Origin of the sequence: Aeromonas sp. FDAARGOS 1410 (assembly GCF_019048745.1) — a bacterium.
GTDB classification, from domain to species: Bacteria; Pseudomonadota; Gammaproteobacteria; order Enterobacterales; family Aeromonadaceae; genus Aeromonas; species Aeromonas jandaei.
Genome location: NZ_CP077401.1, coordinates 3,405,163 through 3,428,925 on the forward strand (window position 1 = coordinate 3,405,163; position 23,763 = coordinate 3,428,925).

The window sequence follows — 23,763 nt, forward strand, 5'->3', positions numbered from 1 at the left end:
ATGGTTTCCCGTAAGCCGTTCTATTTGCTGGTAGCCCTGCTGTACATTGTCGGCCTGGGGATGACGATCTATCACCACATCGCGTTGGACGTTCCGCTCACGCCCGGTGAAAAGCGCCAGATCTGGTCTATCGAAGCCAAGCTGGAGTTTGAAGCCACCGGTGAGCCGGTGATCGCCTCCCTGGCCATTCCGGGTACCCAGCCCGGCTTTACCCTGATGAACGAAAACGCCGCCAGCCCCGGCTACGGCCTCTCCTTCGTCGAGAAGGATGGCGATGCGCGCGCCGAGTGGTCGATCCGCACCGCCTCCGGCCGTCAGGAGCTCTACTACCGCGTCGACATGATGGCGGATGCCCACGCCAAACCGGCCGCCAATCCGCAGCCGCCCGCTATCGAGAAGCAGATCGAGAGCGAGCCCTACGCCACCGCCATGAAGCAGATCCTGGAGCGCGCCCAGGAGCGCTCTGCCGATGGCTACACCCTGACTCGCGAGATCATCAAGGAGATCGAGAAGCAGGAGCAGAACGCCGAGCTGCTGAAAAAGCACAAGAGCCGCGCCAACCTGATCGCCGAGCTGCTCAACAATGCTGACGTACCGGCCCGCGTCGTCCACGCCCTGAGCCTGGAAGATGGTCGTCGTCGTCAGGAGCTGGTCGATTACCTGCAGGTGTTCAACAGCCCGACTGACTACAAGCTGTTCAACCCGCAGACCGGCGAACAGGGCCGTCCTGGCAACCTGCTGCTGTGGGAGTACAACTCCGGCTCGTTGCTGGATGTGACTGGCGGCCACAACTCCAAGGTAAGCTTCTCGATGATCGAGCAGGAGCAACCGGTGAGCGTGGCGCTGGCCCAGAAGTTTGAAAAGTCAGAGATGATGAACTTCTCCATCCACAGCCTGCCGCTGGAAGAGCAGACCCTGTTCAAGGGCTTGCTGCTGATCCCCATCGGCGTACTGATGGTGGTGTTCCTGCGGGTCATCGTCGGGATCAAGACCTCCGGTACCTTTATGCCGGTGCTGATCGCGGTCGCCTTTATCCAGACCCAGCTGATCACCGGTCTGGTGGGCTTCCTGCTTATCGTCGGCACCGGTCTGGTGATCCGCTCCTACCTGTCGCGGCTCAACCTGCTGCTGGTAGCGCGGATATCAGCCATCATCATCATGGTTATCTCGTTGATCGGGGTCTTCTCGGCGTTCGCCTTCAAGCTGGGGCTGACCGACGGCATGAAGATCACCTTCTTCCCGATGATCATCCTCTCCTGGACCATCGAACGGATGTCCATCCTGTGGGAAGAAGAGGGCCCGAAAGAGGTATTCCGCCAGGGTGGCGGCTCCCTGCTGGTAGCAGTCATCGCCTATCTGGCCATGGATAACGAGCTCATTCGTCACCTCACCTTCAACTTCCTCGGCCTGCAGCTGGTGCTGATGGCGACCGTGCTGTTGATGGGTAACTACACCGGCTACAAGCTGAGCGAACTCAAGCGCTTCAAGCCGCTGGTAGACGAGATGCGTTCCGGTGCCACCCCGGGTAAGGACAAGTAACAGATGTGGTTCTGGGAAAAGTACACCACCCCGTGGAGCCTGTCGCAGGCAGGCATCCTCGGCATGAACAAGCGCAACCACTCCTACATCAGCCGCTACAATCCGCGCAGCCTCTATCCGCTGGTGGATGACAAGCTGCAGACCAAGCGTATCGCGCTGGATGCGGGCGTAACGGTGCCGGAACTGATCGGCACCATCCGCGCCCAGCACGACGTGGGTCGCATCACCGAGCTGGTCAAGGATTGGCCGGGCTTCTGCATCAAGCCGGCGCGCGGCTCCGGCGGCAAGGGGATCCTGGTGATCCTGCGTCAGGAAGATGGCCTCTTCTACAAACCCAACGGCAGTGCCAGCAACGGTCAGGATCTGGAGCGCCATGTCTCCAACATTCTGGCGGGACTCTATTCGCTGGGCGGCAAGCCCGACGTGGCGCTGGTCGAAGGCCTCATCAACTTCGATGACGTGTTCGACGGCTACTCGTTTGAAGGGGTGCCCGATGCCCGGGTGATCATCTTCAAGGGCTTCCCGGTGATGGCGATGATGCGCCTCTCCACCTCGGCCTCCGATGGCAAGGCGAACCTGCACCAGGGTGCTGTGGGCGTGGGTCTCTGCCTGCGTACCGGCCGCGCCCTGCGGGCGGTGCAGTTTGGCAATCCGCTGCGCCACCATCCGGATACCGGCCTCGATCTCTACGAGCTCAAGGTGCCCCACTGGGATACCCTGCTGACGCTGGCGGCCTCCTGCTACGAGATGTCGGGTCTGGGCTATATCGGTACCGACATGGTGCTCGACAAGTTCCGCGGCCCCATGCTGCTGGAGCTTAACGCCCGCCCGGGTCTGGCCATTCAAATCGCCAACGGCCGCGGTCTGGTGCCCAACCTCAAGACCATCGAGAAGCTGGGTCAGGTGAAGATGAACGTGGAGCAGCGGGTCAACTTCGCCAAGGAGCACTTCGGGGTCTTTGACGAATAGCCGCTGATTCCCGCAAAAAAGCGCGCCCATGGCGCGCTTTTTTTATCCTTCGCATTTCTCTGCGGGCAAGCCACTGCGCACCGCCCAACTCTCGCAGCCATGCCGCTTGCCCACGATCCTCTTGCTGATAAGGGGCAACACGGCGCTTCACTATCGCCTATTCCGGCGACGCTTCTGCCCCCTCCTGGACTCATATTGTTGCAAATTAAGATGGGAAATCTTGATATCAGTTTCGTAGGTGAAACAATTTCAGCGCCAGATAGCGGCCCGACGCGCCATGGCCTGCTGGGAACTGCGCCCGCTCTCTTGCCCGACACCATCATCCCGGGCTCCTGCCATGGGTAATGAGCAAGACCCGCATGACCGTGTGCTATGAACATCGGAGCAATGAATTGCAGATATAAAAAAACCGGCGCCAAGGCACCGGTTTTTCAAGCAGAGAGCGAACCCGATTACAGGGAGTCAGCGTTCTCGGACAGGTACTTGGCAACGCCGTCCGGAGAGGCTTGCATACCTTTTTTGCCTTTTTCCCACTGAGCCGGGCACACTTCACCGTGCTCTTCGTGGAACTGCAGGGCGTCGACCATGCGCAGCATTTCGTCGATGTTGCGACCCAGCGGCAGATCGTTGACAACCTGGTGACGAACAACACCGTTCTTGTCGATCAGGAAGGAGCCACGGAAAGCAACACCGGCTTCCGGATGCTCAACGTCGTAGGCTTTGCAGATTTCGTGCTTGACGTCGGCGATCAGCGGGTACTTGACCTGACCGATACCACCATCTTCAACTTTGGTGTTGCGCCATGCGTTGTGGGAGAACTGGGAATCGATGGAAACACCGATCACTTCCACGCCACGCTTCTGGAACTCTTCATAGCGGTGGTCGAAGGCAATCAGCTCGGACGGGCAAACGAAGGTGAAATCGAGCGGATAGAAGAAGACAACGGCAGCTTTGCCTTTGATGTGGGATGACAGGGTGAAAGTGTCAACAATCTCACCATTACCCAGAACAGCTGCAGCGGTAAAATCGGGTGCGGGACGGCCTACCAATACCATATTCAATTCCTCTTTATGTGAAGTGAACAATCCAGTCAGGATTGGGCTACCTAGAGCCAAGTCCGTCTAATTCAAGCGACAAACTATATACCCGGTGGTAGATTAGTAAATCAAATTAAATAGATAGCATTAATCGGGTTTTTCTATGCAACGTTGGCCCAGCCTCAAACAGCTGCAATATCTGGTTGCTCTCGACGAGCACAAAAACTTCAATCGCGCCGCCAAGGCCTGTCATGTCAGTCAATCGACCCTGAGTACCGGGATCCAGACGCTGGAGGACATGATGAACCTGCAACTGGTGGAGCGTGACCACAAGAGCTTCATTATGACCCCGGTCGGCATGGAAATCGTCGAGCGGGCTCGCAATTTGCTCTCCGATGCGCGGGATCTGATGGAACTTGGCCTCAATCAGGGCGGGGTGATGCAAGGCACGGTGCGCCTCGGCTGCATCCCCACTATTGCCCCCTTCCTCCTGAGCAAGCTGCTCAAAGAGTGCAGCAAGGCCTATCCTGACCTCGAATTGTTGCTGCGGGAAGACACCACCAGCAATCTGCTCAAACAACTTGAGCAGGGGCAGCTCGACCTGCTGATCCTCGCCCTGCCCATCGAGATTGGTGGCTTTCACTGCAAGACGGTCGGTCAGGACCCCTTCCACATGGTGATGCCCGCCAGCATGGCGGCCGGTCTGCACACCCCGTTCGACTACAAGGAGCTGCCCAACCAGAGCATCTTCCTGCTGGAGCGGGAGCACTGTCTCACCGAGCATGCGGTGAGCGCCTGCCGGCTGCGGGACAAGAGCAAGATCAACCCGTTCGCCGCCACCAGCCTGCACACTCTGGTACAGATGGTGGAGGCGGGTCTTGGCACCACCTTCCTGCCTCAGATGGCCATCGATGCCGGTATTCTCGACAACTCCGATCTGGTGGCCATCCCGCTGCCCGGCGAACACCCCTATCGCGAGATCGGGCTGGTGTGGCGCCCCAGCACCACCCGGGTGCAAACCTTCTACAAGCTGGCCGAGCTGCTCAAGCCGCTGATCAGCCCCACCTCCTGACCTGTGACGCCAGACCCCAAGCGCCAGCCACCGTGCTGGCGTTTTTTTGCAACAAAACGACCATTTTTGTCACATGTAGCTAGGTATCTGACCAATACCTTGTTTATGATGGAAAAGTTGTCGTGCCGAACGTGTCCTGCCGCACCTGTTTTGCCACGTTTGTTCTGGAGAATGTGCCCCGATGTACCGTCCGTTGCTGCTCATCCTGCTGACCCTGCTGCTGGCCGCCTGTTCCAGTACGCCTGAGCCACCTCCGGCCCCGCGCCAGAGCAGCGCCTTCGACGGCTTCTATCAGCAGTGGCGCGGTGTCCCTTACCGGATGGGCGGCACCAGTCGCGCCGGGCTCGACTGCTCTGCCTTCACCCAGCTCGCCTACAACCAGGTGCTGGGGGTCAACCTGCCAAGAACCACCGAATCCCAGGCCAATATCGGCCAACCCGTCGATCGCTACCGGCTGCAGCACGGTGATCTGGTCTTCTTCAAGACCGGCTGGCAGCAGTATCACGTGGGTGTCTACACCGGTGCCGGGGAGTTTATCCACGCCTCCACCAGCAAGGGGGTTATCCGCTCGCGGCTCGACAATGTCTACTGGAACAGTCGCTACTGGCAGGCACGCCGCCTCACTCAGTAATTTTCCAACCATACAGCCCGCAACAGACAAGATAGGGGCGCAAGCTTTCTGGCCCCTTCTGTCGCTATCAGGCTCAATTTTCGCCCGATTTATAACCCAATTGACCCCAAAACCTGATCTTCACATCTTTTTGTGATAAGGTAGTGGCCAATTTTTGACACCTTCGCTCCTTTCTCGACCGCTATCTGTCTGAATTGACACTTATAACGGCGAAAACAGGGAGATCCGCAGACAAGGCGCAAGGTGCCTGCGACCGGGCCCGTTCAGGGTGTGGAGCCGTCGCAGCCGCAGTATCAATCGTCAAATTGATAAGGAGATCGTGCAATGAAACAGTACCAAAGCTGGCTTGGACAATATCTGATGAGCCGCCGCGATGGCGACCACGCCATGGCATCCGAGCTTGCCAGCTCCATCTGCGAGTTCTGGCAGCAGCAAGGGGATGAGACCGAGCTGGACAAGTGGCAGCAGATTTACCAGCACCATCTGGAAAGAACCACCTGATCCTTCGACTATTCGCCTTGCAGCACCGCGCTGCAAGGCGCTTGTTTATCCCCTCCCCCAATAACCCCTATTTTGTTTTTCCAGCAACCGGCCTCATCAGGCCGATGCGGTCTCTTGCGCCGTTTGCTGCGCCCACTCGATAAACGCCTGGATCTTGGGACACTGGCGATTGGGCAGGGTCGCAATGTAGTAACGCTGCTCGCACTTCACCTCACGACCCGAAAACGGGGTCACCAGTTCGTTGCGCGTCAACCGCTTGCTCACCAGATTCTTGCGTCCCATGGCAATGCCCCCATGGTTCATGGCGGCGATGATGGCGAGATCGGAGCGATCAAAGCCCATATTTAGCCGGCATTCTGCGAGGCTCACTCCGTGGTGGCGTGCCCAGCTCTCCCACTCATCACCATCGGAGTCATACCCCCAGGCCTGCCGATCGTGCAGCAGCCGACAGTGCTGCAAGTTGCCGGGATTCTCCAGCAGGTTGTGTTGCATGGCATATTCGGGGCTGCAAACCGGCACTATGTACTCATCCATCAGATGGTGGATGGCGAGCCGCTCCGGTACCTTCTCGTCGAAGTAGAGGGTCAGATCGATGCCATAACCGTGCAGATTGATGTTCTCGTTGCCGGTCACAATGTTCAGCTCGATCTGGGGATGCAGTCTTGAGAAGTCGGCCAGCCTTGGCACCAGCCAGCACTGGGCGATGGAGGGGCGCGAGTAGATGGTCAGAGTGCCCGAGAGCTCCTGATTCCTGATCTCCAGGATCTCCTGATTGATGAACTCCAGCGATGACTTGAGCGCCCAGAACACCCGCTGCCCTTCCGCCGTCAACACCACCTTGCGATGGAAACGCTCAAAGAGCTGAAAGCCCAGCTCCTCCTCCAGCGCGCTGATCCTGTGGCTCACAGCGCTGGGACTGAGGGATAGCTCGTCAGCAGCCATGGCAAAAGAGCCGTGGCGCGCTGCCGCCTCGAAGGTGTGCAGCTTGGCCAGCTGGTAGCCATTCAGCAGCTTGTTGCGCGATATGTAGTGATCCGCGATATACATTCAAACTCCTCTCACCGGTTCACGTACATCATACCGCGCAGCCCCCTTTCCAGATGCAATGAAAAGACCCAATCAACATCATTTACAGAAAATGTGACCAATAAGGCCATTTTGCATCACTTCAGCTCATCCAAGTGGTCGATTTCATCATTTGTCAGCCCCGCCTCATTTTCATTCAATAGCGCATAAACAATCACACACAACAGATGTCGAGGCGCAGTATGAGTTCAGAGGTATGGGTCATCGCTACCTTGCTAAGTAGCATCGTTCTTATCGTGGTCACCATAGTGAAGGGCAAGATCCACCCCTTTCTTGCCCTGCTGTTGGCCAGCTTCTATGTGGGTACCCTGATGGGGATGGAGCCCCTCAAGATGGTCAGCGCCATGGAAGAGGGAATTGGCGGCACGCTCGGCTTTCTCGCCGCCGTCATCGGCCTTGGCACCATACTCGGCAAGATGATGGAGGTGTCGGGCGCGGCGGAGCGTATCGGCCTCGCCCTGCAGAGATGCCGCTGGCTCTCGCCGGATGTCATCATGGTGCTGGTTGGTCTGGTATGTGGCATCACCCTGTTTGTCGAAGTCGGCGTTGTGCTGCTGATCCCGCTGGCCTTCTCCATCGCCCGCAAGACCAACACCTCGCTGCTCAAGCTGGCCATTCCGCTCTGTACCGCCCTGATGGCCGTGCACTGCATCGTACCGCCGCACCCTGCTGCCCTCTATGTCACCAATCAGCTGGGCGCCGATGTGGGTTCCGTCATCGTCTATGGTCTGGCGGTCGGCCTCTTCGCCTCTCTTATCGGCGGCCCCCTGTTCCTCAAACTGCTGGGTAACCGGCTCCCGTTCAAGGGGGTACCCGATGCCTTTGCCGACATCAAGGCGCGCGATGAGGCCACTCTCCCGACCTTGAGCGCCTCGCTCTTTACCGTGCTGCTGCCCATCCTGCTGATGCTGGCCAAGACGGTGGCCGAGCTCAACATGGATCACGCCAGCCACCTCTACACTGTGCTGGAGTTTATCGGCAACCCCATCACCGCCATGTTTATCGCAGCCTTCACCGCCTACTACGTGCTGGGGATCCGCCAGCAAATGAAGATGGAGGGACTGCTTAACAAGACCGAGGAGTGCTTCTCCTCCATCGCCAACATTCTGCTCATCATCGGTGCGGGTGGCGCTTTCAACGGGGTGCTCAAGGCAAGCGGCCTGGGCGATAGCCTGGCCACCATCCTCTCCCAGCTGGATATGCACCCCATTCTGCTGGCCTGGCTAGTTGCCATCGTGCTGCACGCCGCCGTGGGCTCCGCTACCGTCGCCATGATGGGCGCCACCGCCATCGTCTCCCCCATCATGGTGCACTATCCGAACATCAGCCCGGAGATCATGACCCTGGCCATCGGCTCCGGTGCCATTGGCTGCACCATGGTGACTGACTCTCTGTTCTGGCTGGTCAAGCAGTATTGCGGCGCCACCCTGAACGAAACGCTCAAGTACTACACCACCGCTACCTTTGTCGCCTCCCTGATGGCGCTGGCCGGTACCTTCCTGCTCTCCTTTATCGTGTAACAAGACCGAGAACACTATGAAAAACATCGACGTACAACAGCTCACAGCGCAATTTCCACTGGTGCAATCCCTGATCGCGCTTGAGCCAGTCACCTGGTTCAACCCCAACACCACCACTCTGGCTGCCGGTCTGTCCTATGTGGGGCTCGATAACAACAATGTGGCGGACGCTTCCGCTCGGCTGGCCCGCTTCGCCCCCTACATGTGCGAAGCCTTCCCCGAGACCCGCGCCAGCAACGGTATTCTGGAGTCCGACATCGCCGCCATTCCGGCGATGCAGGCCACGCTCAACCAGCGTTACGGCGTTGAAGTCACCGGTAGACTGCTGCTGAAAAAAGATAGCCACCTGCCCATCTCCGGCTCCATCAAGGCGCGCGGCGGCATCTACGAGGTGCTGGCCCATGCCGAGCAGCTGGCCATCAAAGCCGGTCTGCTGCGAGAAGAGGATGACTACCGCAAGCTCTTTAGCGACGAGTTCCGCCAGTTCTTCAGCCAGTACAGCATCGCGGTAGGCTCCACCGGCAACCTTGGCATGTCCATCGGCATCATGAGCGCCAAGCTGGGCTTTACCGTCACCGTCCACATGTCTGCCGACGCGCGGGAGTGGAAGAAACGCAAACTACGTGAACATGGCGCCATCGTGGTCGAATATGCCGAAGATTACGGGGTTGCGGTGGAACAGGGGCGCAAAGAGGCCGAGCGGGATCCCAACTGCTTCTTTATCGATGACGAGAACTCCCGCACCCTGTTCCTCGGCTACTCGGTGGCGGGCGAGCGGGTGAAAAAGCAGTTCGACCAGATGGGCATCAAGGTGGATGCCGACCACCCGCTGTTTGTCTATTTGCCCTGTGGCGTGGGCGGCGGCCCGGGCGGGGTGGCCTTTGGTCTCAAGCTCGCGTTCGGTGATCATGTCCACTGTCTGTTTGCCGAGCCGACCCACTCCCCCTGCATGCTGCTGGGGGTTCACACCGGACTACACGATGCCATTGCGGTGCAGGATTTGGGTATCGACAACCTCACCGCGGCCGATGGCCTTGCTGTGGGGCGCGCCTCCGGCTTCGTCGGTCGCGCCATGGAGCGGCTGCTCGATGGCTTCTACACCCTGAGCGATCAGGAGATGTATGACCTGCTGGGACTGCTGGCGCGCGATGAGCAGATCAAGCTGGAACCCTCTGCGCTGGCCGGCATGGCTGGCCCTTGGCGTGTAGCGGCCGATCCGGCATGGCAAACCGCGCAGGGACTGGACACGGCAACCATGGCCCGCGCCACCCATCTGGTGTGGGCCACCGGCGGCGGCATGGTCCCGGCCGAGGAGATGGCCAAGTATCTGGTTGCGGCCAACATCTGATCCTCTTCACTCACTCGAGATAAAAAAAACCGGCGCTCAAGGCGCCGGTTTTGTCTTTTCTGGCAAGCAGAAGACATTACATCTGCTCGATCATGTCCTGTGCAAACTGGGAGCAGGAGCGCAGAGTCGCCCCTTCCATCAGACGCTCGAAGTCATAGGTGACGGTCTTGTTGCGGATCGCTGCTTCCATCCCCTTGATGATGAGATCGGCCGCTTCGACCCAGCCCATATGACGCAGCATCATCTCGGCGGAGAGGATGAGGGAACCCGGGTTAACCTTGTCCTGACCAGCATATTTCGGCGCAGTACCGTGGGTCGCTTCGAACAGAGCCACACCGTCACCGATATTGGCACCCGGTGCAATACCGATACCACCCACCTGCGCGGCCAGCGCATCGGAGATGTAATCACCGTTGAGGTTCATACAGGCGATAACGTCGTACTCGGCCGGACGCAGCAGGATCTGCTGCAGGAAGGCGTCGGCGATGACATCCTTGATGACGATGGTCTTGCCGGTTTTCGGGTTCTTGAAGGAGCACCAGGGGCCGCCGTCGATCAGCTGGGCACCGTACTCGTTCTGGGCCAGAGCATAACCCCAATCCTTGAAGGCACCTTCGGTGAACTTCATGATATTGCCCTTGTGCACCAGGGTCACGGAGTCGCGATCGTTGTCGATGGCATACTCGATGGCGGCACGCACCAGACGCTCGGTACCGGCCTTAGACATCGGCTTGATGCCGATCCCGCAGGACTCGGGGAAGCGAATTTTCTTCACGCCCATCTCGTTTTGCAGGAAGGCGATCACCTTGTTCGCTTCGGCGCTGTCGCCCTTCCACTCGATACCGGCGTAGATGTCTTCGGCGTTCTCGCGGAAGATCACCATGTCGGTCAGATCAGGACGCTTGACCGGGCTCGGGGTGCCGTCGTAGTAACGCACCGGGCGCAGGCAGATGTAGAGATCCAGCTCCTGACGCAGAGCCACGTTGAGAGAGCGGATACCGCCACCGACCGGCGTGGTCAGCGGGCCCTTGATGGCCACACAGTATTCGCGAATGAAATCGAGGGTTTCGGCCGGCAGCCAGGCACCTTCGCCATAGACATGAGTTGACTTCTCGCCGGTGTAGATCTCCATCCAGGCGATCTTGCGCTCGCCCTTGTAGGCTTTCTCGACCGCAGCATTCACCACATTCAACATGGCCGGGGTTACGTCAACACCGATGCCATCCCCTTCGATAAACGGAATGATCGGATGGTTGGGAACCTGCAGCTTGCCGCTGGCGTCGACTGTGATTTTCTGGCCCTGGGTCGGGATAACTACTTTGCTTTCCATCGGCATCTCCTAACTTCCGTTTGTTATCAACTTGTTTGTTGCGCGCGGCCATCTTAGCCCATTCATTTTCATAATAAAATGGCGAGCTCGCATGTCAGACCAAAGAGGTAGAGCCTCTTTGACAGTGGCGATAGCCTCCCGACCGCGCCCCTGTTTTGCCCCCGTTTTTATCACGCCAGCTCATGATTCTGGTTCTGGGGCTGGCTCAGGGAGCGATACTGGGTCGGGGTCAATCCCGTCTTCTGCTTGAACACCCGGCAGAAGTAGTTCACGTCGCTGTAGCCGCAACGGCTCGCCACCTCTTCAAGGCGAAAGCGGTACTTTTTCAGCATGAATTTGGCCCGATCGATCCGAACCCAACTGATGTAATCGGCAAGGCGCATATGGCCCTGCTCGCGAAACAGGTGCGAGAGGTGGCTGGCCGAAACGTTGAAGCGGTGGGCAATGGAGTCGCGGGTGATGGGGCGGTGAAAATTTTCCTGGATATAGATGCAGATCCCGTGGAAGAGATCCGCCCCCCGCGGCCGATCGGTAGCAGAGGCGATCAGCAGCTGCCGAGCACTCGACAACAACGCCTGCAGCAGGTGGTCGTCGGTGGGAGAGCGACCGGGATCCTCGGCCAGCACGTTGAGCGCCGCCAGTATGTGTTCGATGACATGACCCGCTCGCGCCATGATGCTGTGCTTTTGCACATCGAAGAAATCGGGGTCTTCCCGTCGCTTGCTCACCAGACTGAAGCCGAGCTGGCGCTTGCCAAAGAGCAGGCTCAACACCGAGCAGTCGGTGGTCCAGAGCGGCTTGTTCCAGCCGTTGGGGGGAATGTAGAGCGCCTGTCCCGGCAATACGCTGATCTCCCTGACTCCCTCCTCCCGGTCCCAGATCTGGTTTAGATACTCGCCGCTGAACACCAGTTCGAGGCGGGGAAAGTTGACCTGATAGCTGAAACCCGGGGGTACCCCCTGTTCACTGGCAAACCAGATTCGGTCAAATGGAACCTGTTCGCTCAGGGCTCCGTCGAGCAGTTGGCTGAAGATGAGAGACATGGTGATCCTGATCAAGAGAGAGGCAAGCGGTTGCGGCGCGCGCGACCGCCCATGTTATAGTCCGGTCCACAGCAGCAATGCCACCCTTTTCTGCACCCGATTTTCTTCAAACTAGACGAGGCGTCCCTTATGAGCAGTAGCGATCTGCCCTCCTTTCTGTTGATGCAAAACCCGATTCAAGGCTATGACTGGGGCAGTCATGACTCCCTCACCACCCTGTTTGGCATTGCCAATCCGGAGGGCAAACCCCAGGCCGAGCTCTGGATGGGCGCCCATCCCAACGGTTGTTCCGACGTAGTCGTGGCGGGCCAGCCCCAGAAGCTCTCGACCCTGATCGAGCGCGCCCCCGCCGCAGTGCTGGGTGAGGCCACCTTCGCCCGTTTTGGCAGTCTGCCATTCCTGTTCAAGGTGCTGTGCGCCGAGAAGGCCCTCTCCATTCAGGTGCACCCGAGCAAGGCTCAGGCCGAAGCGGGCTTTGCCAAGGAAGAGGCCGCCGGCATCGATGCCAAGGCAGCCAATCGCAACTACAAGGACCCGAACCACAAGCCCGAGCTGGTGTTTGCCCTTACCCCCTATCAGGCGATGAACGGCTTTCGCGACATCCCGGCCATTCTGGCACTGTTTGAGCGGGTCAATCTGCCGGCCATCGCCGAGCTGACCGCAGCCCTTGCCGCCAGCCAGAATGAAGCGGGGCTGCAGCACTTCTTCCACCAACTGCTGGTACTGGAAGGGGCGCGCAAGGAAGAGGCGCTTGCAGGTCTGCTGACCTATGCCGCCGCCCATCAGGATGAGGAGACCTTTGCCCTCATCACCAGTCTGGCGGCCCAGTATCCGGGCGACGTCGGCCTCTTCTCGCCGCTGCTACTGAACGTGGTGACCCTCAAGCCCGGGCAGGCGATGTTCCTCGATGCCTGCACCCCGCACGCCTATGTACGCGGCACCGGCCTCGAGATCATGGCCAACTCCGACAACGTGCTGCGCGCCGGCCTCACCCCCAAGTACATCGACGTGGCAGAGCTCCTGGACTGTACCCGCTGCCAGGCCAAACCGGACGACCAGATCCTGCTTGCTCCCCATGTTGAAGGATCGGTGCAGCACTTCGAGGTACCGGTACCTGACTTCACCTTCAGCGTCTATCCGGCTGGCGAGCACCAGCTCACCACCGCCAGCGCCGAAATCCTGTTTGCCATCGATGCAACCGTGATCCTCAAGCGCGGCGATGAGACGCTGCGTCTCGAGAAGGGCCAGTCCGCCTTTATCCCGGCCGCCACCGGCAACTACCAGCTGCTGGCCGAAGGGCGGGTCGCCCGCGCCGGCAACCGCAGCTAAGGCGCAAACGCCATTACCGAATAAACGAAGGGGCCATCATCGATGGCCCTTTTTCTTGCGAATCAGTTCATTGCGCAGTTTCCAGCCGAAAAATAGACTCCATTCGGATACGACTTTTACTGCCAAAATTCTTGATGTGCAGCATAAATTCACCACATTCCTCTTTTGCTGCGCCCAGCGTTGACTATGATGCCCGTTTAACCACCACCTTTTTCCGGAGACCGCCATGACCCTTCCTCGTCAACCGGCACAGGTCAGGAGCCAGACCATGAAAGCCGGCACCGCACTCCCGCTGTTGCTGCTGGCACTGCTGGGCAACCCGGTTTATGCCGCTTGCGATGACGGCGTTGCCATCAAGCATGCCAAGGCGTTCTGGGAGCATCACCGGAATTTCTATTACACCGATCCGGCCAAGATCAAAGAGTTGCTGACCCCGGACTTTTTCAGCGTGCTGAGCCGCGAGGCCGAGTGCAATGCCGACGGGGAGGTGTGCGCCATTGATGCCGATCCCTGGACCAACGCGCAGGATGGCGATGTGGTTGAGCCTATCACCTTCAGTGCAACCAGCAGCAGCGACAGCACGGTGGCCGTAACCATGCGCTACCGTCTGGCGATGACAGATACCCGGCAAGAGCCGCAGGAGGTCACCCTCCAGCTGCAAAAATCGGGCGATCAACGCTGCTTTTTGCTCGACGACTTTATTCCCCCGGGCGAAGGCTCTCTGAAAAAGCAGCTGCAGCAGTGGCAGTTGCAAAATGATGGCGGGCAGCAATAAACGACCTTGGAAGGGCTGCGGGGTAAGGCCAGCACTCCCGGCGCTGAATGAAAAGGGGCTGATATTCCCTATCCCTCACACAACACATATGAATTATTTGGAAAACCGCTCAGTTTTCGGTATGCCTCTCCTCTGCTTACTCTCTTTTGGCGGCTCGGCTCCGCCATCGCTCCTTGAACCTCACACTAAACTCAACCCTGCTGCGCTTCCCACTGGCCGTCAGTGCTTGATTAACTCCTGATTCAGAAAGCTCACTCTGCTGGAGGAAAATATTGGGCGTCCGCTCAAACAGGAATGATATCCGGATCATCTGGATAATATGAGGGGAGAAAAATAATAGTGCACTCCTTATCTCTTTTATTTATCGGTTCCAATGAGAGCCAAAATCACCATGGAGATAGCTCGCCGATGCATTTTTTCATGCCATTTCATAGATGTCATCATATGTCATGACGGTACAACCACGAAGCAAGCCTCAGTGAAATGAAAGAGTTCTCTTTTGATTTACCAAAACCTGCTCGCCGTCATTTCACTTAGCAGATAAATAGTGTCAAATGGACATAACCAGCCAATACCCATCAGCAATCCAAAAACACAAAGCCATTGAATTAAAAAGAAAAACCACAACAAAACTTGATAGCCATGACCACGCTGGATTTAAAAGTACAAAGTGATTCGACAAAAATAATTAGATGATTCTATCAATAATAAAAAATGACTGGTGATGGATCTGATATTTATTTTTGGCATGTCAGCCAAACACGGTTGATGCCAGAAAATGAACATTTCATTTCCCTTGTGATTAATCTCGCTTTTATTTGATTTATTTTTAAGGTATCACATCCCGTAGTCGATATAAAAATTCACATATCGATTTCCTTGAAAAATGATAGATACAAGAGGCTATATGCTGACAAAAATGACAATAGGGCAAAAGCTGATAATGGCGTTTACCACTCTCGCATTGTTGATGCTGGGGTTTGCCTGGTTTGCCACTGCGCAACTATCCAATATTTACCGTGATGCCAGCGAGGTCACTGATAATATTGTTCCCTCCATCCGTGCATCCAGCCAGATGCACGTGGCCTTGCTGGATGCTCGCCGTGCCGAGCTGAACATGGTGATCGATGCACTGGGTAAGGATTCCACCTCCCTCAGCAACAGCACACAGAATTTCGAGGCGGCAAAAAACCAGTTCACTGCCGCCGAACAACGGTATGGATCTATGCCTTTTGTCTCGGAACAAGATCGCAATATCTTCGCCGACCTGCAGGCTGCTGCAGCCAAATACTTCTCCGTCCATGACAACCTGCAAACGGCCATCGTACAGGGCGACATGGTTCGGGTGCAGTCGTTGATCAAAAATGAGTCCCGCACAGCACTTGAACAGGCCGGGCAGGATGGTCTGGAACTACGCAAGGAGAACGATCGGGTCGCCAATCAACTGACCAAACAGAGTGAGGCTTCCTATGAGCGAGCCAAACTGCTGAGCACTACGATCGGTGCGCTAACCCTGTTGTTCGTGATTATTGTGGCCTGGCTGCTGATCCGGCAGATCCGCAATCCGGTGATGACCCTGCTGGAGCAGACCCGCCAGGTGGCGGCAGGCAACCTCACCAGCCAGCTCGATATGCAATGCTTCTCCCATGACGAGCTGGGCAAACTGGCTCAGGGATTCAACGAGATGCAATCCAATCTTCGCATGCTGGTCAACGAGGTCTCTGGCTCGGTGGTGCAGCTGGGAGCGGCCGCCGAAGAGATCAGCGCGGTGGCACTGCAATCGGCCAATAACATGGGGGCTCAGCAGCATGAGCTCAATCAGCTGGCAACCGCCATGAACGAGATGCAGGCCACGGTACAGGAGGTTGCCCGCAACACCAACGACGCCGCCAGCGCAGCAACCTCCGCCAGCGATACTGCTGCACAGGGCAGCGAGACCGTCAATGACTCCATCGGCAGGATCGAGAAAGTGGCTACCGCCATCGAAGAGACGGCTCTGGTAATCCGCCAGCTGGGTGATGACAGCCGAAATATCGGCATGGTGCTTGAAGTGATCCAGGGGATTGCCGAGCAGACCAACCTGCTGGCACTGAATGCAGCAATCGAGGCCGCACGGGCAGGTGAACAGGGTCGTGGTTTCGCCGTGGTCGCCGATGAAGTACGCACTCTGGCCAAACGCACTCAGGACTCCACCTCCCAGATCAATCGCATCATCTCCGAACTGCAGCTGCGCGCCAACGAAGCGGGCGTCACCATGCAGCAGAGTCAGGATATGATGACGGAGACGGTTCATACAGCCCGCGAGGCGGGTGCCGCCATTGGCGAGATCAGCAGCTCGGTCAATAGCATTTCCCATATGAACATCCAGATCGCCACGGCAACCGAAGAGCAGGGAGCTGTCAGCGAGGAGCTCAACCGCAACGTGGTCAATATCAGCAACGCCTCGGAAGAGGTCGCCACCGGCGCCAAGCAAATGGCTCAGGCTTGCAACGACCTCAACCTGCTGGCAAGCCAGCTGCAGGATGTGGTGCGCAAGTTCCGGATCTGACGACCACTCCCCGAGGGCAAGTCAATCTGACGCGTTCCCCAAATAAACAACCCCGCAGCGTACAAGCGCTGCGGGGTTGCGTTATTACGCAGAGTTGCCGATAGCAAAACCGGACTGTGGCTCTTATCGGCTCACACGATAAATTGAGCGGTTACCCTACCTCTTCTTCCTGATAATCACCGGAGCGCTCCTGCTGCAGTGCATCGACTCTCGCCTGCCACTTGTTGTGGGCTTGCTGCTGCAGCTGACGCTCCAGCTCCTGGCGCATGGTGTCGACCTCTTGGTCTAGTTTTTCCATCAGAATATCTCCTTGTTTTGGCGAGTCACACATGTTGAACGCGACTCAGGGCTGACGGCACTTGGCCAATGTATCACCTGTTTCGACAACCAGATCCCGCCAACTGTCCAATCAAATAAACGATTGCTTTTAGCTGAACCAATCGAATATTTGGGCTGGTCATCACTCTCTCCTCCTCCCTTCGCACCTCACTCTCGTCACTACATTGCTCAGCGGGACCCTCACCCAAATCCTGTTTTTTGCCGTTCTCTTCACACTTTTTATGGCTGTCCCACTCACACAAATCTCCATCTGCAGGATTGCAAGAATCGCGTCACTCAAACAGAGATTAATAATGAGCGGCAAATCAACTCATTGTTTATAAATGGTTTTACTGATTAATCATGGTTAAACCCAAGGCTGTGTAAATTGCGAGCAGGGTCACAGGGCGGAGGATGTCACACAAAAATCCAGTAAACGGCACATTTGTCCGATTTCGACGAGGGGGCAACGGGAGAACAATATTCCAGTCAACCCAATCCCCACCCAGCGAGCTCAGGAACGGAGCCAGGAGAGTGCAATGTTACCCACCATAACCAACGGCAGACTTATCTGTCTGGAGCTGAAGGCCACCAGCAAGGAGGCCCTGTTTGACGAGATGGCGCAGATGCTGGCACGCGATGGCGCCGTGTCCGATAAAGAGCAATTTGTGAAAGATGTCTGGGCCCGCGAGCAGCTCGACTGCACCGGGTTCGAGCAGGGTGTGGCCCTGCCCCACGCCAAGAGCGCGGCAGTCAGTCGCCCGGCCATTGCCATCGGGATCAGCAAGCAAGGGATCGAGTACGGTGCCGAAGATGGCAAACCGACCCAGCTGATCTTCATGATCGCCTCCCCGGATGGCGGCGCCAACCACCACATCGAGGTGCTGGCCGAGCTCTCGACCCGTCTGCTGGAGCCGGGCTTTATCGAGCAGATGAAGGCCGCCACTACCACAGAACAGGCGCTGGCCCTGCTCAAGCAAGGCCCGAGCGTTGCAAAACCGGCCCCAACCGCCAAACCGGCGACCACAGCCCCGGTTGAACCCACCGAGCGCACCTTCAAGGATCGCCTCAACACCATGAAGCAGCACCTGCTGTTTGGTACTTCCCACATGATCCCCTTTATCGTGGCGGGCGGTGTGCTGCTCTCCCTGTCGGTCATGATGAGCGGCAAGGGCGCCGTGCCGGAAGCGGGCTTCCTCAAGGATATGGCCACCATGGGTATCGCCGGCCTGACCCTGTTTACCGCCGTGCTGGGTGGCTATATCGCCTACTCGCTGGCTGACAAACCGGGCCTGGCGCCTGGCATGATCGGCTCCTGGATTGCCGTGCAGCACTATCAGACCGGTTTTCTCGGCGCGATTCTGGTGGGCTTTATCGCCGGCTTCGTGGTCAATCAGCTCAAACGGATCAAGTTGCCCGACTCCATGAGTTCCCTTGGCTCCATCTTCATCTACCCGCTGATCGGTACCTTCCTGGTGTGCGGCATCGTGATGTGGGGGATCGGCGCCCCGATCGCCGCCATGATGGAGGGGATGAATCACTGGCTCTCCAGCATGGCGGGCTCAGGTAAAGTGATGCTGGGTGCCATTCTGGGTGGAATGACCGCCTTCGATATGGGCGGCCCGGTCAACAAGGTTGCTACCCTGTTTGCCCAGACTCAGGTCAACACCCAGCCCTGGCTGATGGGCGGCGTCGGTATCGCCATCTGTGTACCGCCCTTGGGCATGGCACTGGCCACCTTCATGTCTCCCAAGCGTTACAAGAAGGAGGAGCGTGAATCCGGCAAAGCGGCCGCCATCATGGGGATGATCGGTATCAGTGAAGGTGCCATCCCGTTCGCTGCCGCTGACCCCGTCCGCGTTATCCCGGCCATCGTGGCAGGCGGCATCGTCGGCAACATCACCGGCTTCATGATGCACAGCATCAACCACGCCCCCTGGGGTGGCTGGATTGTGCTGCCGGTAGTGGAAGGCAAGATGGGCTATATCCTCGGCACCATCCTCGGCGCCCTGACCACAGCCATCATCGTCAACATTCTGAAAAAACCGGTGAGTGAAGAGGAAGAGGTCACCACCACAGATAGCGACTATCAGGTGATTGAAGCGGAAGGGGAAGCGGACGTACTGGCCATCACCGCCTGCCCGTCCGGTGTAGCCCACACCTTCCTCGCCGCCAAGAGCCTGCAGAAGGCCGCCGCCAAACAGGGGATCAAGATCAAGGTCGAGACCCAGGGCGCCAACGGCATCATCAACCGCATCACCGCCAAGGATGTCGCCAACGCCCGCTGCGTCATCTTCGCCCACGACGTGGCGATCAAGAACCGCGAGCGCTTCACCGATATCGAGGTCATCGACGTGAAGACCAAGGAGGCGATCCACAACCCGGAAGCACTGCTGGCCCGCACGCTGGCAGACAAGGGAGATCAGGCGGCCTGAGCCGACTGACCCTCGCAATCTTGCACCCAAACAAAGGGGCCCGCAGTGGGCCCCTTGCTTTTAGCCTCAATCAACTCTCCATCATCTCATGGTGAAAGGCGTTGATTTAAAACACATTAGCCATTCACGCGACAGATCTTGGCGAGACGTCACAAATCCGGAAAGTGTCATCAAGCTGCAATTGAAGCTCCTTCGAGATGTGTATCAAATGATGCGGCCTACTAAACTGGAGCATCACAAAAATGATAAAAATCAATAAATTGGTTCTGGCTGTCATCCTCTCCCTCGGCACTGCACCGCTCTTTGCTGCGGGCTTTGTCTGCGGGGAACACATGCGCTTTGGCACCCCCTCCGAAGCGGATCAGAAACTGTGCCGCGACGGCTATGCCGCAGGCTACAACTACGACCACAAGGTCTCCGAGTGGGTGTCTTACCGGATGACCGCCCAGAGCGCACAGGGCAAGATCAAGCGCAAGGATGCCTTTGCCGAGGACAAGGAGGTGCCGGTCGCCTATCGCGCAACCCTGTCGGACTACAAGGGATCTGGCTACGACCGTGGCCATCAGGCTCCCGCAGCCGACATGGCCGCCACCGATATCACCATGAAGCAAAGCTTCCTGCTGACCAACATGACACCCCAGCTGCCAGCCCTCAACCAGAAGGCGTGGCGCATTCTGGAGGAGAAGGCACGCCAATGGGCTATCAGCCGCAAGGATGTGCAGGTCATCACCGGCCCCATCTTTACCGGCTCTGAAGAGTCCATCGGTCAGGGTGTGACGATCCCGAGCGCCTACTACAAGATCGTGATGGATCCGGCCAAACTGCAGGCCATCGCCTTTATCATGCCGCAACAGGATATTCCCGTTAGCAAGATCGCCGACTACCGGGTGTCGGTGCGTGAAGTGGAGGAGCAGACTCACCTCAACTTCTTCAGCGACATGCCCGAAGAGCAGCAGGAGACGCTGGAAGCCCGTGTCTCCCCGATGTGGAACTAACTCAAAGTTAGATAGATTGAGAATCAACCTATCCAGTTAACAGATAGTTTGGGGGGCCAATGCTCCCGATGGCAGGGGGAAAACCGCTCCCCCTGCCCTTTTTGGAGTCCAGCCGAGTACGCGGTTCATCCCCCACGACTCGCCCCGACTCACAGTTTGACGCCCCGATAACTGCTATATTGCCCGCCTGTTTTGGTACTAACCGACTGAATTGACGCGACTTTGCTTGGCGCTGCCAACTGGCGGCGCACAGTGGCAATCAGCCCGACCGAGGAATCTTCGATGAAACAGACCCTTCTCGCCCTGACGCTGAGCGGCCTGCTGGCTCTCTCCCCTCTCGCCCTGCAGGCGGCCGAAATCTCGATGCAGATAGAGAGTGACCTCAATACCCTGGTGAGCAAGCGCCAGGTGGTGGACATGCTGCTGGCCGAAGCGCAGCAGATCTACAAATCGCCGGCCAAGATCTCCCACGCCGGCTTTACCGCCAAGATGCCGAGCAACATGGAGCTGGTCACCAACCGGCTGCTGGCCGCCTACAAACTCGAACCCTATCGCACCGACTTGCTTATCTCGGCGGCCAACGCCCAGATCTACAACGGCAATATCGACCGCGCCATCTCGCTGCTGGAGCAGGCGCAGGCGGTCGCCCCCGATGACCTCGACATCAACAGCTACCTCGCCATCTGGCAGCTGGTGAAGGGTAACAAGGAGGCGTCACGCACCGCCCTGGCCAAAGTTGCAGATCGCAACGGCGGGCGCGCCGCCGATCTGGACAAGATCATCGCAAGGGTACAGCGGGTCACCACCATGGCGCTGCAGACCGAGCTGACCGAGGATCAGCTCAAGGCAAGCAAAGAGGGCAAACGCGCCATCGTCACCCTGGGTTATGCCCTCAACCCCGACGGCACCATGGACCGGATCCTGCTGGGCAGGCTACAAGCCACCCTCAAACTCGCCAAGGCGGATCCCGATTCGCTCATCATCCTCACCGGCGGGGTGCCGCAAAATCACCAGACCGAGGGCAAGCTGATGGCCGACTGGCTGGCCAATCACGGCATCGATCGCAGCCGCCTCATCGAGGAGAACTACGCCACCAGTACGGTGGAAAATGGTCTCTACAGCGCCTATGCCCTCGCCCGCCATCAGATCAACTACGCGGTGCTGGTGAGCTCCGCCAGCCATGTCCGCCGCGGTCAGGCGGTGCTCGAAACCGCCTGCGATCAGACCGGCCCGGCCGGATTGCAGGTGGTGAGCGTCAGCTTCCCCGACAAGCCGCTCGAGGATCTGGCGAGTGTGAGCCAGAGCGAGCTGCTCGGCATCTACCGCGACGTGCTGCGTACCTACGGCATGTGGAGCTACCGCTCAGCGCCACTGATTGAACGCTAACGAACCTGCAATCAACCCAAGTCACAGAAACAGAGAGGGAGGCATGATGCCTCCCTCTTTCGTTTGTACGTTTCACCACACCTGTCAGCTGGCGATAAAGCCCTGCGAGGAGCCCGCTTTGGGATCGTCACCGAAGCGGTTCGGCCCCTGCTGGCCGTTGCAGACCATAAAGTAGATAAGCACCAGGGTACCGATAACGGGGATAAGGCCGATCAGCAGCCACCAGCCGCTGCGGTCGGTGTCATGCAGACGGCGTACCGCCACGGCGAGGGACGGGATCAACACCGCCAGCGAGTAGATGGCGCTCAGGATCTCCTTGTCGCTGCCAATCAAGCGATCCACCATCCCCACCAGCAGCATAAATACGACGTTGCAGAGCACGAACATCCAGTATTCGGTGCGACGGGCCCGCCCGCTGAATACTGCATATTGCTTGAGTACCGAGATATACCAGTTCATTTCGCCTCCAGACTGTTTTCAAAAACAAGTAGTTGCAGATCCGAACCGAGCTTAGCGCGATCAGTGCCAGCCGTCGATGACCAGCAGCTCCAGATCCCGGCGGCTGATGCGCTTGCTGTCCACCTTGACATAGACAGAGCGCTCGGAAGCGGCCAGCAGCACGTCGCTCACCCCGTCGCAGGCGCGGATCTTCTGCTCCAGAGCCGTATTGGCCTCCACCCCTTCCGGCAGCACGATGCGCAGACTGCTCACGTAAGGGGGCTCCTGCATGGTGAGACTGACCCCGAGCCAGAGCAACGCCAGCGCGGCGCAGCCGCCAAACACCAGCGAGGCGCCACCCAAACTGTAGAGCAGACCGCCGAGGCTACCACCGATGGCCACCCCGATGAACTGGCTGGTGGAGTAGATCCCCATGGCGGTGCCCTTGTAGCCAGGGGGCGACTCCTTGCTGATAAGAGAGGGCAGCAGCGCCTCCATCACGTTGAAACCGATGAAGAAGATCTGCAGGCCGGCGAGCAGGCCCCACAGCTGCAGCCCGCTTTGCCAGAGCACCAGCTCGGCGACGAGCATCACCAGCACGCAGATCTGGAACACGAGCTTCATCTTTCTGCGCTTCTCGGCATAGATGATGAAGGGCACCACGCTGACGAAGGCGATCAGCATGGTGACCAGATAGGCTTGCCACTGGCTGTCGCGGGGCAAACCGGCGCGCTCCAGCAGCGGCGGCAACGCCACGAAGCTCGACATCAGCAGGGTATGCACGCAGAGGATGCCGAAGTTAAGCTTGAGCAGGTGCGGATTGGTCAGCACGGTGCGCATCCCTCCCTTCACCATGCCGGACTCGCGATTGAGCAGGTGGTCGCTCGGGGTCGGTACCAGCCAGAGGGTGACGGCGATGCCCGCCAGCGCCAGCAGGGCGATCAGCCAGAACAGGCCAGAGAGCCCCAGCGCATGAGTGATGAGGGGGCCGGTCACCATGGCGATGGCGAAAGTGATGCCAAAGCTCACCCCGATAAAAGCCATCGCCTTGGTGCGGTTCTGTTCGCGGGTGAGATCAGACAAGAGCGCCATCACGGCGGCGGAGATGGCGCCACTGCCCTGCAGGGCGCGGCCGAGGATCACCCCCCATATGGAGTGGGTCAGCGCCGCGATCACGCTGCCGAGGGCAAACATCAGCAGGCCGCCGACGATGAGGGGCTTGCGGCCCACCTTGTCGGAGAGCAGGCCGAACGGGATCTGGAACAGCGCCTGGGTCATACCGTAGATGCCGATGGCCAGGCCAATCAGCGCCTCGGAGGCCCCTGCGAGAGACATGCCGTAGGTGGTCAACACCGGCAGCACCATAAACATGCCGAGCATGCGCAACGAGAAGACGGAGCCGAGCGCCCAGGTGGCACGGCGCTCGCCCCTCGTCATGGTGAAATCATTCATGATGGCCTCGA

The 23,763-nt window shown here is 58.3% G+C and carries 20 protein-coding genes; 13 read left to right on the forward strand and 7 right to left on the reverse strand.

Annotated elements, in window-relative coordinates; translation table 11 throughout:
* Together I6L40_RS15795 and I6L40_RS15800 are read left to right on the forward strand one after the other, a co-directional pair.
* Entirely contained in the window at positions 1 to 1,539 is a 1,539-nt protein-coding gene (locus I6L40_RS15795; protein WP_042031232.1) for an inactive transglutaminase family protein, read from the forward strand.
* Between the two features lie 3 nt (positions 1,540 to 1,542).
* Positions 1,543 to 2,508 carry an alpha-L-glutamate ligase-like protein gene (locus I6L40_RS15800; RefSeq protein ID WP_033114318.1) on the forward strand — a complete coding sequence of 322 codons (966 nt, stop codon included), beginning with the start codon at positions 1,543 to 1,545 and terminating at the stop codon, positions 2,506 to 2,508.
* Positions 2,509 to 2,960: 452 nt separating this feature from the next.
* On the opposite strand, the gene I6L40_RS15805 is transcribed toward I6L40_RS15800, so the two are convergent.
* A complete protein-coding gene (locus I6L40_RS15805) occupies positions 2,961 to 3,563 on the reverse strand; it encodes a peroxiredoxin C (RefSeq protein ID WP_033114317.1) in 603 nt (200 codons plus the stop codon).
* A gap of 145 nt (positions 3,564 to 3,708) precedes the next feature.
* On the opposite strand from I6L40_RS15805, the gene I6L40_RS15810 reads away from it, so the two are divergent.
* From I6L40_RS15810 to I6L40_RS15820, 3 genes are all read left to right on the forward strand, one after another.
* On the forward strand, positions 3,709 to 4,617 hold the full coding sequence (locus I6L40_RS15810; RefSeq protein ID WP_071911103.1) for a hydrogen peroxide-inducible genes activator: 909 nt from the start codon (positions 3,709 to 3,711) through the stop codon (positions 4,615 to 4,617).
* 181 nt (positions 4,618 to 4,798) lie between these two features.
* Complete coding sequence (locus tag I6L40_RS15815; protein WP_041208586.1) at positions 4,799 to 5,248, forward strand: C40 family peptidase; 450 nt, start codon at positions 4,799 to 4,801, stop codon at positions 5,246 to 5,248.
* 324 nt (positions 5,249 to 5,572) lie between these two features.
* Complete coding sequence (locus I6L40_RS15820; RefSeq protein WP_104014414.1) at positions 5,573 to 5,749, forward strand: hypothetical protein; 177 nt, start codon at positions 5,573 to 5,575, stop codon at positions 5,747 to 5,749.
* Between the two features lie 96 nt (positions 5,750 to 5,845).
* On the opposite strand, the gene dsdC is transcribed toward I6L40_RS15820, so the two are convergent.
* Positions 5,846 to 6,796, reverse strand: a complete 951-nt coding sequence (gene dsdC, locus I6L40_RS15825; protein WP_071911102.1) for a DNA-binding transcriptional regulator DsdC — start codon at positions 6,794 to 6,796, stop codon at positions 5,846 to 5,848.
* Between the two features lie 221 nt (positions 6,797 to 7,017).
* Between dsdC and dsdX the strand changes: the two genes are divergently transcribed.
* Positions 7,018 to 8,355, forward strand: a complete 1,338-nt coding sequence (gene dsdX / locus I6L40_RS15830; protein ID WP_071911100.1) for a D-serine transporter DsdX — start codon at positions 7,018 to 7,020, stop codon at positions 8,353 to 8,355.
* 16 nt (positions 8,356 to 8,371) lie between these two features.
* On the forward strand, positions 8,372 to 9,703 hold the full coding sequence (locus I6L40_RS15835; protein ID WP_216994542.1) for a D-serine ammonia-lyase: 1,332 nt from the start codon (positions 8,372 to 8,374) through the stop codon (positions 9,701 to 9,703).
* A 76-nt stretch (positions 9,704 to 9,779) separates the two neighbouring features.
* On the opposite strand, the gene icd is transcribed toward I6L40_RS15835, so the two are convergent.
* Positions 9,780 to 11,033, reverse strand: a complete 1,254-nt coding sequence (gene icd / locus I6L40_RS15840) for an NADP-dependent isocitrate dehydrogenase (RefSeq protein ID WP_071911096.1) — start codon at positions 11,031 to 11,033, stop codon at positions 9,780 to 9,782.
* Positions 11,034 to 11,203: 170 nt separating this feature from the next.
* The gene (locus I6L40_RS15845; protein ID WP_071911094.1) at positions 11,204 to 12,076 is read right to left on the reverse strand and encodes an AraC family transcriptional regulator; all 873 of its coding nucleotides are present in this window, start codon (positions 12,074 to 12,076) and stop codon (positions 11,204 to 11,206) included.
* A 129-nt stretch (positions 12,077 to 12,205) separates the two neighbouring features.
* On the opposite strand from I6L40_RS15845, the gene manA reads away from it, so the two are divergent.
* From manA to I6L40_RS15860, 3 genes are all read left to right on the forward strand, one after another.
* The gene (gene manA, locus I6L40_RS15850; protein ID WP_216994543.1) at positions 12,206 to 13,405 is read left to right on the forward strand and encodes a mannose-6-phosphate isomerase, class I; all 1,200 of its coding nucleotides are present in this window, start codon (positions 12,206 to 12,208) and stop codon (positions 13,403 to 13,405) included.
* Positions 13,406 to 13,631: 226 nt separating this feature from the next.
* Positions 13,632 to 14,180, forward strand: a complete 549-nt coding sequence (locus tag I6L40_RS15855; RefSeq protein ID WP_254204043.1) for a hypothetical protein — start codon at positions 13,632 to 13,634, stop codon at positions 14,178 to 14,180.
* Positions 14,181 to 15,087: 907 nt separating this feature from the next.
* Positions 15,088 to 16,728 carry a methyl-accepting chemotaxis protein gene (locus tag I6L40_RS15860; RefSeq protein ID WP_071911088.1) on the forward strand — a complete coding sequence of 547 codons (1,641 nt, stop codon included), beginning with the start codon at positions 15,088 to 15,090 and terminating at the stop codon, positions 16,726 to 16,728.
* A gap of 151 nt (positions 16,729 to 16,879) precedes the next feature.
* Here the strand turns inward: I6L40_RS15860 and I6L40_RS15865 are convergent, their stop codons facing one another.
* Complete coding sequence (locus tag I6L40_RS15865; RefSeq protein ID WP_165791294.1) at positions 16,880 to 17,026, reverse strand: hypothetical protein; 147 nt, start codon at positions 17,024 to 17,026, stop codon at positions 16,880 to 16,882.
* Between the two features lie 559 nt (positions 17,027 to 17,585).
* Here I6L40_RS15865 and I6L40_RS15870 point away from each other — a divergent pair.
* From I6L40_RS15870 to I6L40_RS15880, 3 genes are all read left to right on the forward strand, one after another.
* Entirely contained in the window at positions 17,586 to 19,481 is a 1,896-nt protein-coding gene (locus tag I6L40_RS15870; RefSeq protein WP_216994544.1) for a PTS fructose transporter subunit EIIC, read from the forward strand.
* Between the two features lie 242 nt (positions 19,482 to 19,723).
* Positions 19,724 to 20,476, forward strand: coding sequence for a DNA/RNA non-specific endonuclease (locus tag I6L40_RS15875; RefSeq protein ID WP_216994545.1), 753 nt, complete (start codon positions 19,724 to 19,726; stop codon positions 20,474 to 20,476).
* A 282-nt stretch (positions 20,477 to 20,758) separates the two neighbouring features.
* Positions 20,759 to 21,862, forward strand: coding sequence for a YdcF family protein (locus tag I6L40_RS15880; protein ID WP_216994546.1), 1,104 nt, complete (start codon positions 20,759 to 20,761; stop codon positions 21,860 to 21,862).
* An 84-nt stretch (positions 21,863 to 21,946) separates the two neighbouring features.
* Here I6L40_RS15880 and I6L40_RS15885 read toward each other — a convergent pair whose 3' ends face one another.
* Both I6L40_RS15885 and I6L40_RS15890 read right to left on the reverse strand, forming a co-directional pair.
* Complete coding sequence (locus I6L40_RS15885; protein ID WP_216994547.1) at positions 21,947 to 22,321, reverse strand: DUF805 domain-containing protein; 375 nt, start codon at positions 22,319 to 22,321, stop codon at positions 21,947 to 21,949.
* 60 nt (positions 22,322 to 22,381) lie between these two features.
* Positions 22,382 to 23,752, reverse strand: coding sequence for an MFS transporter (locus I6L40_RS15890; RefSeq protein ID WP_216994548.1), 1,371 nt, complete (start codon positions 23,750 to 23,752; stop codon positions 22,382 to 22,384).
* Positions 23,753 to 23,763 lie beyond the last annotated feature (11 nt).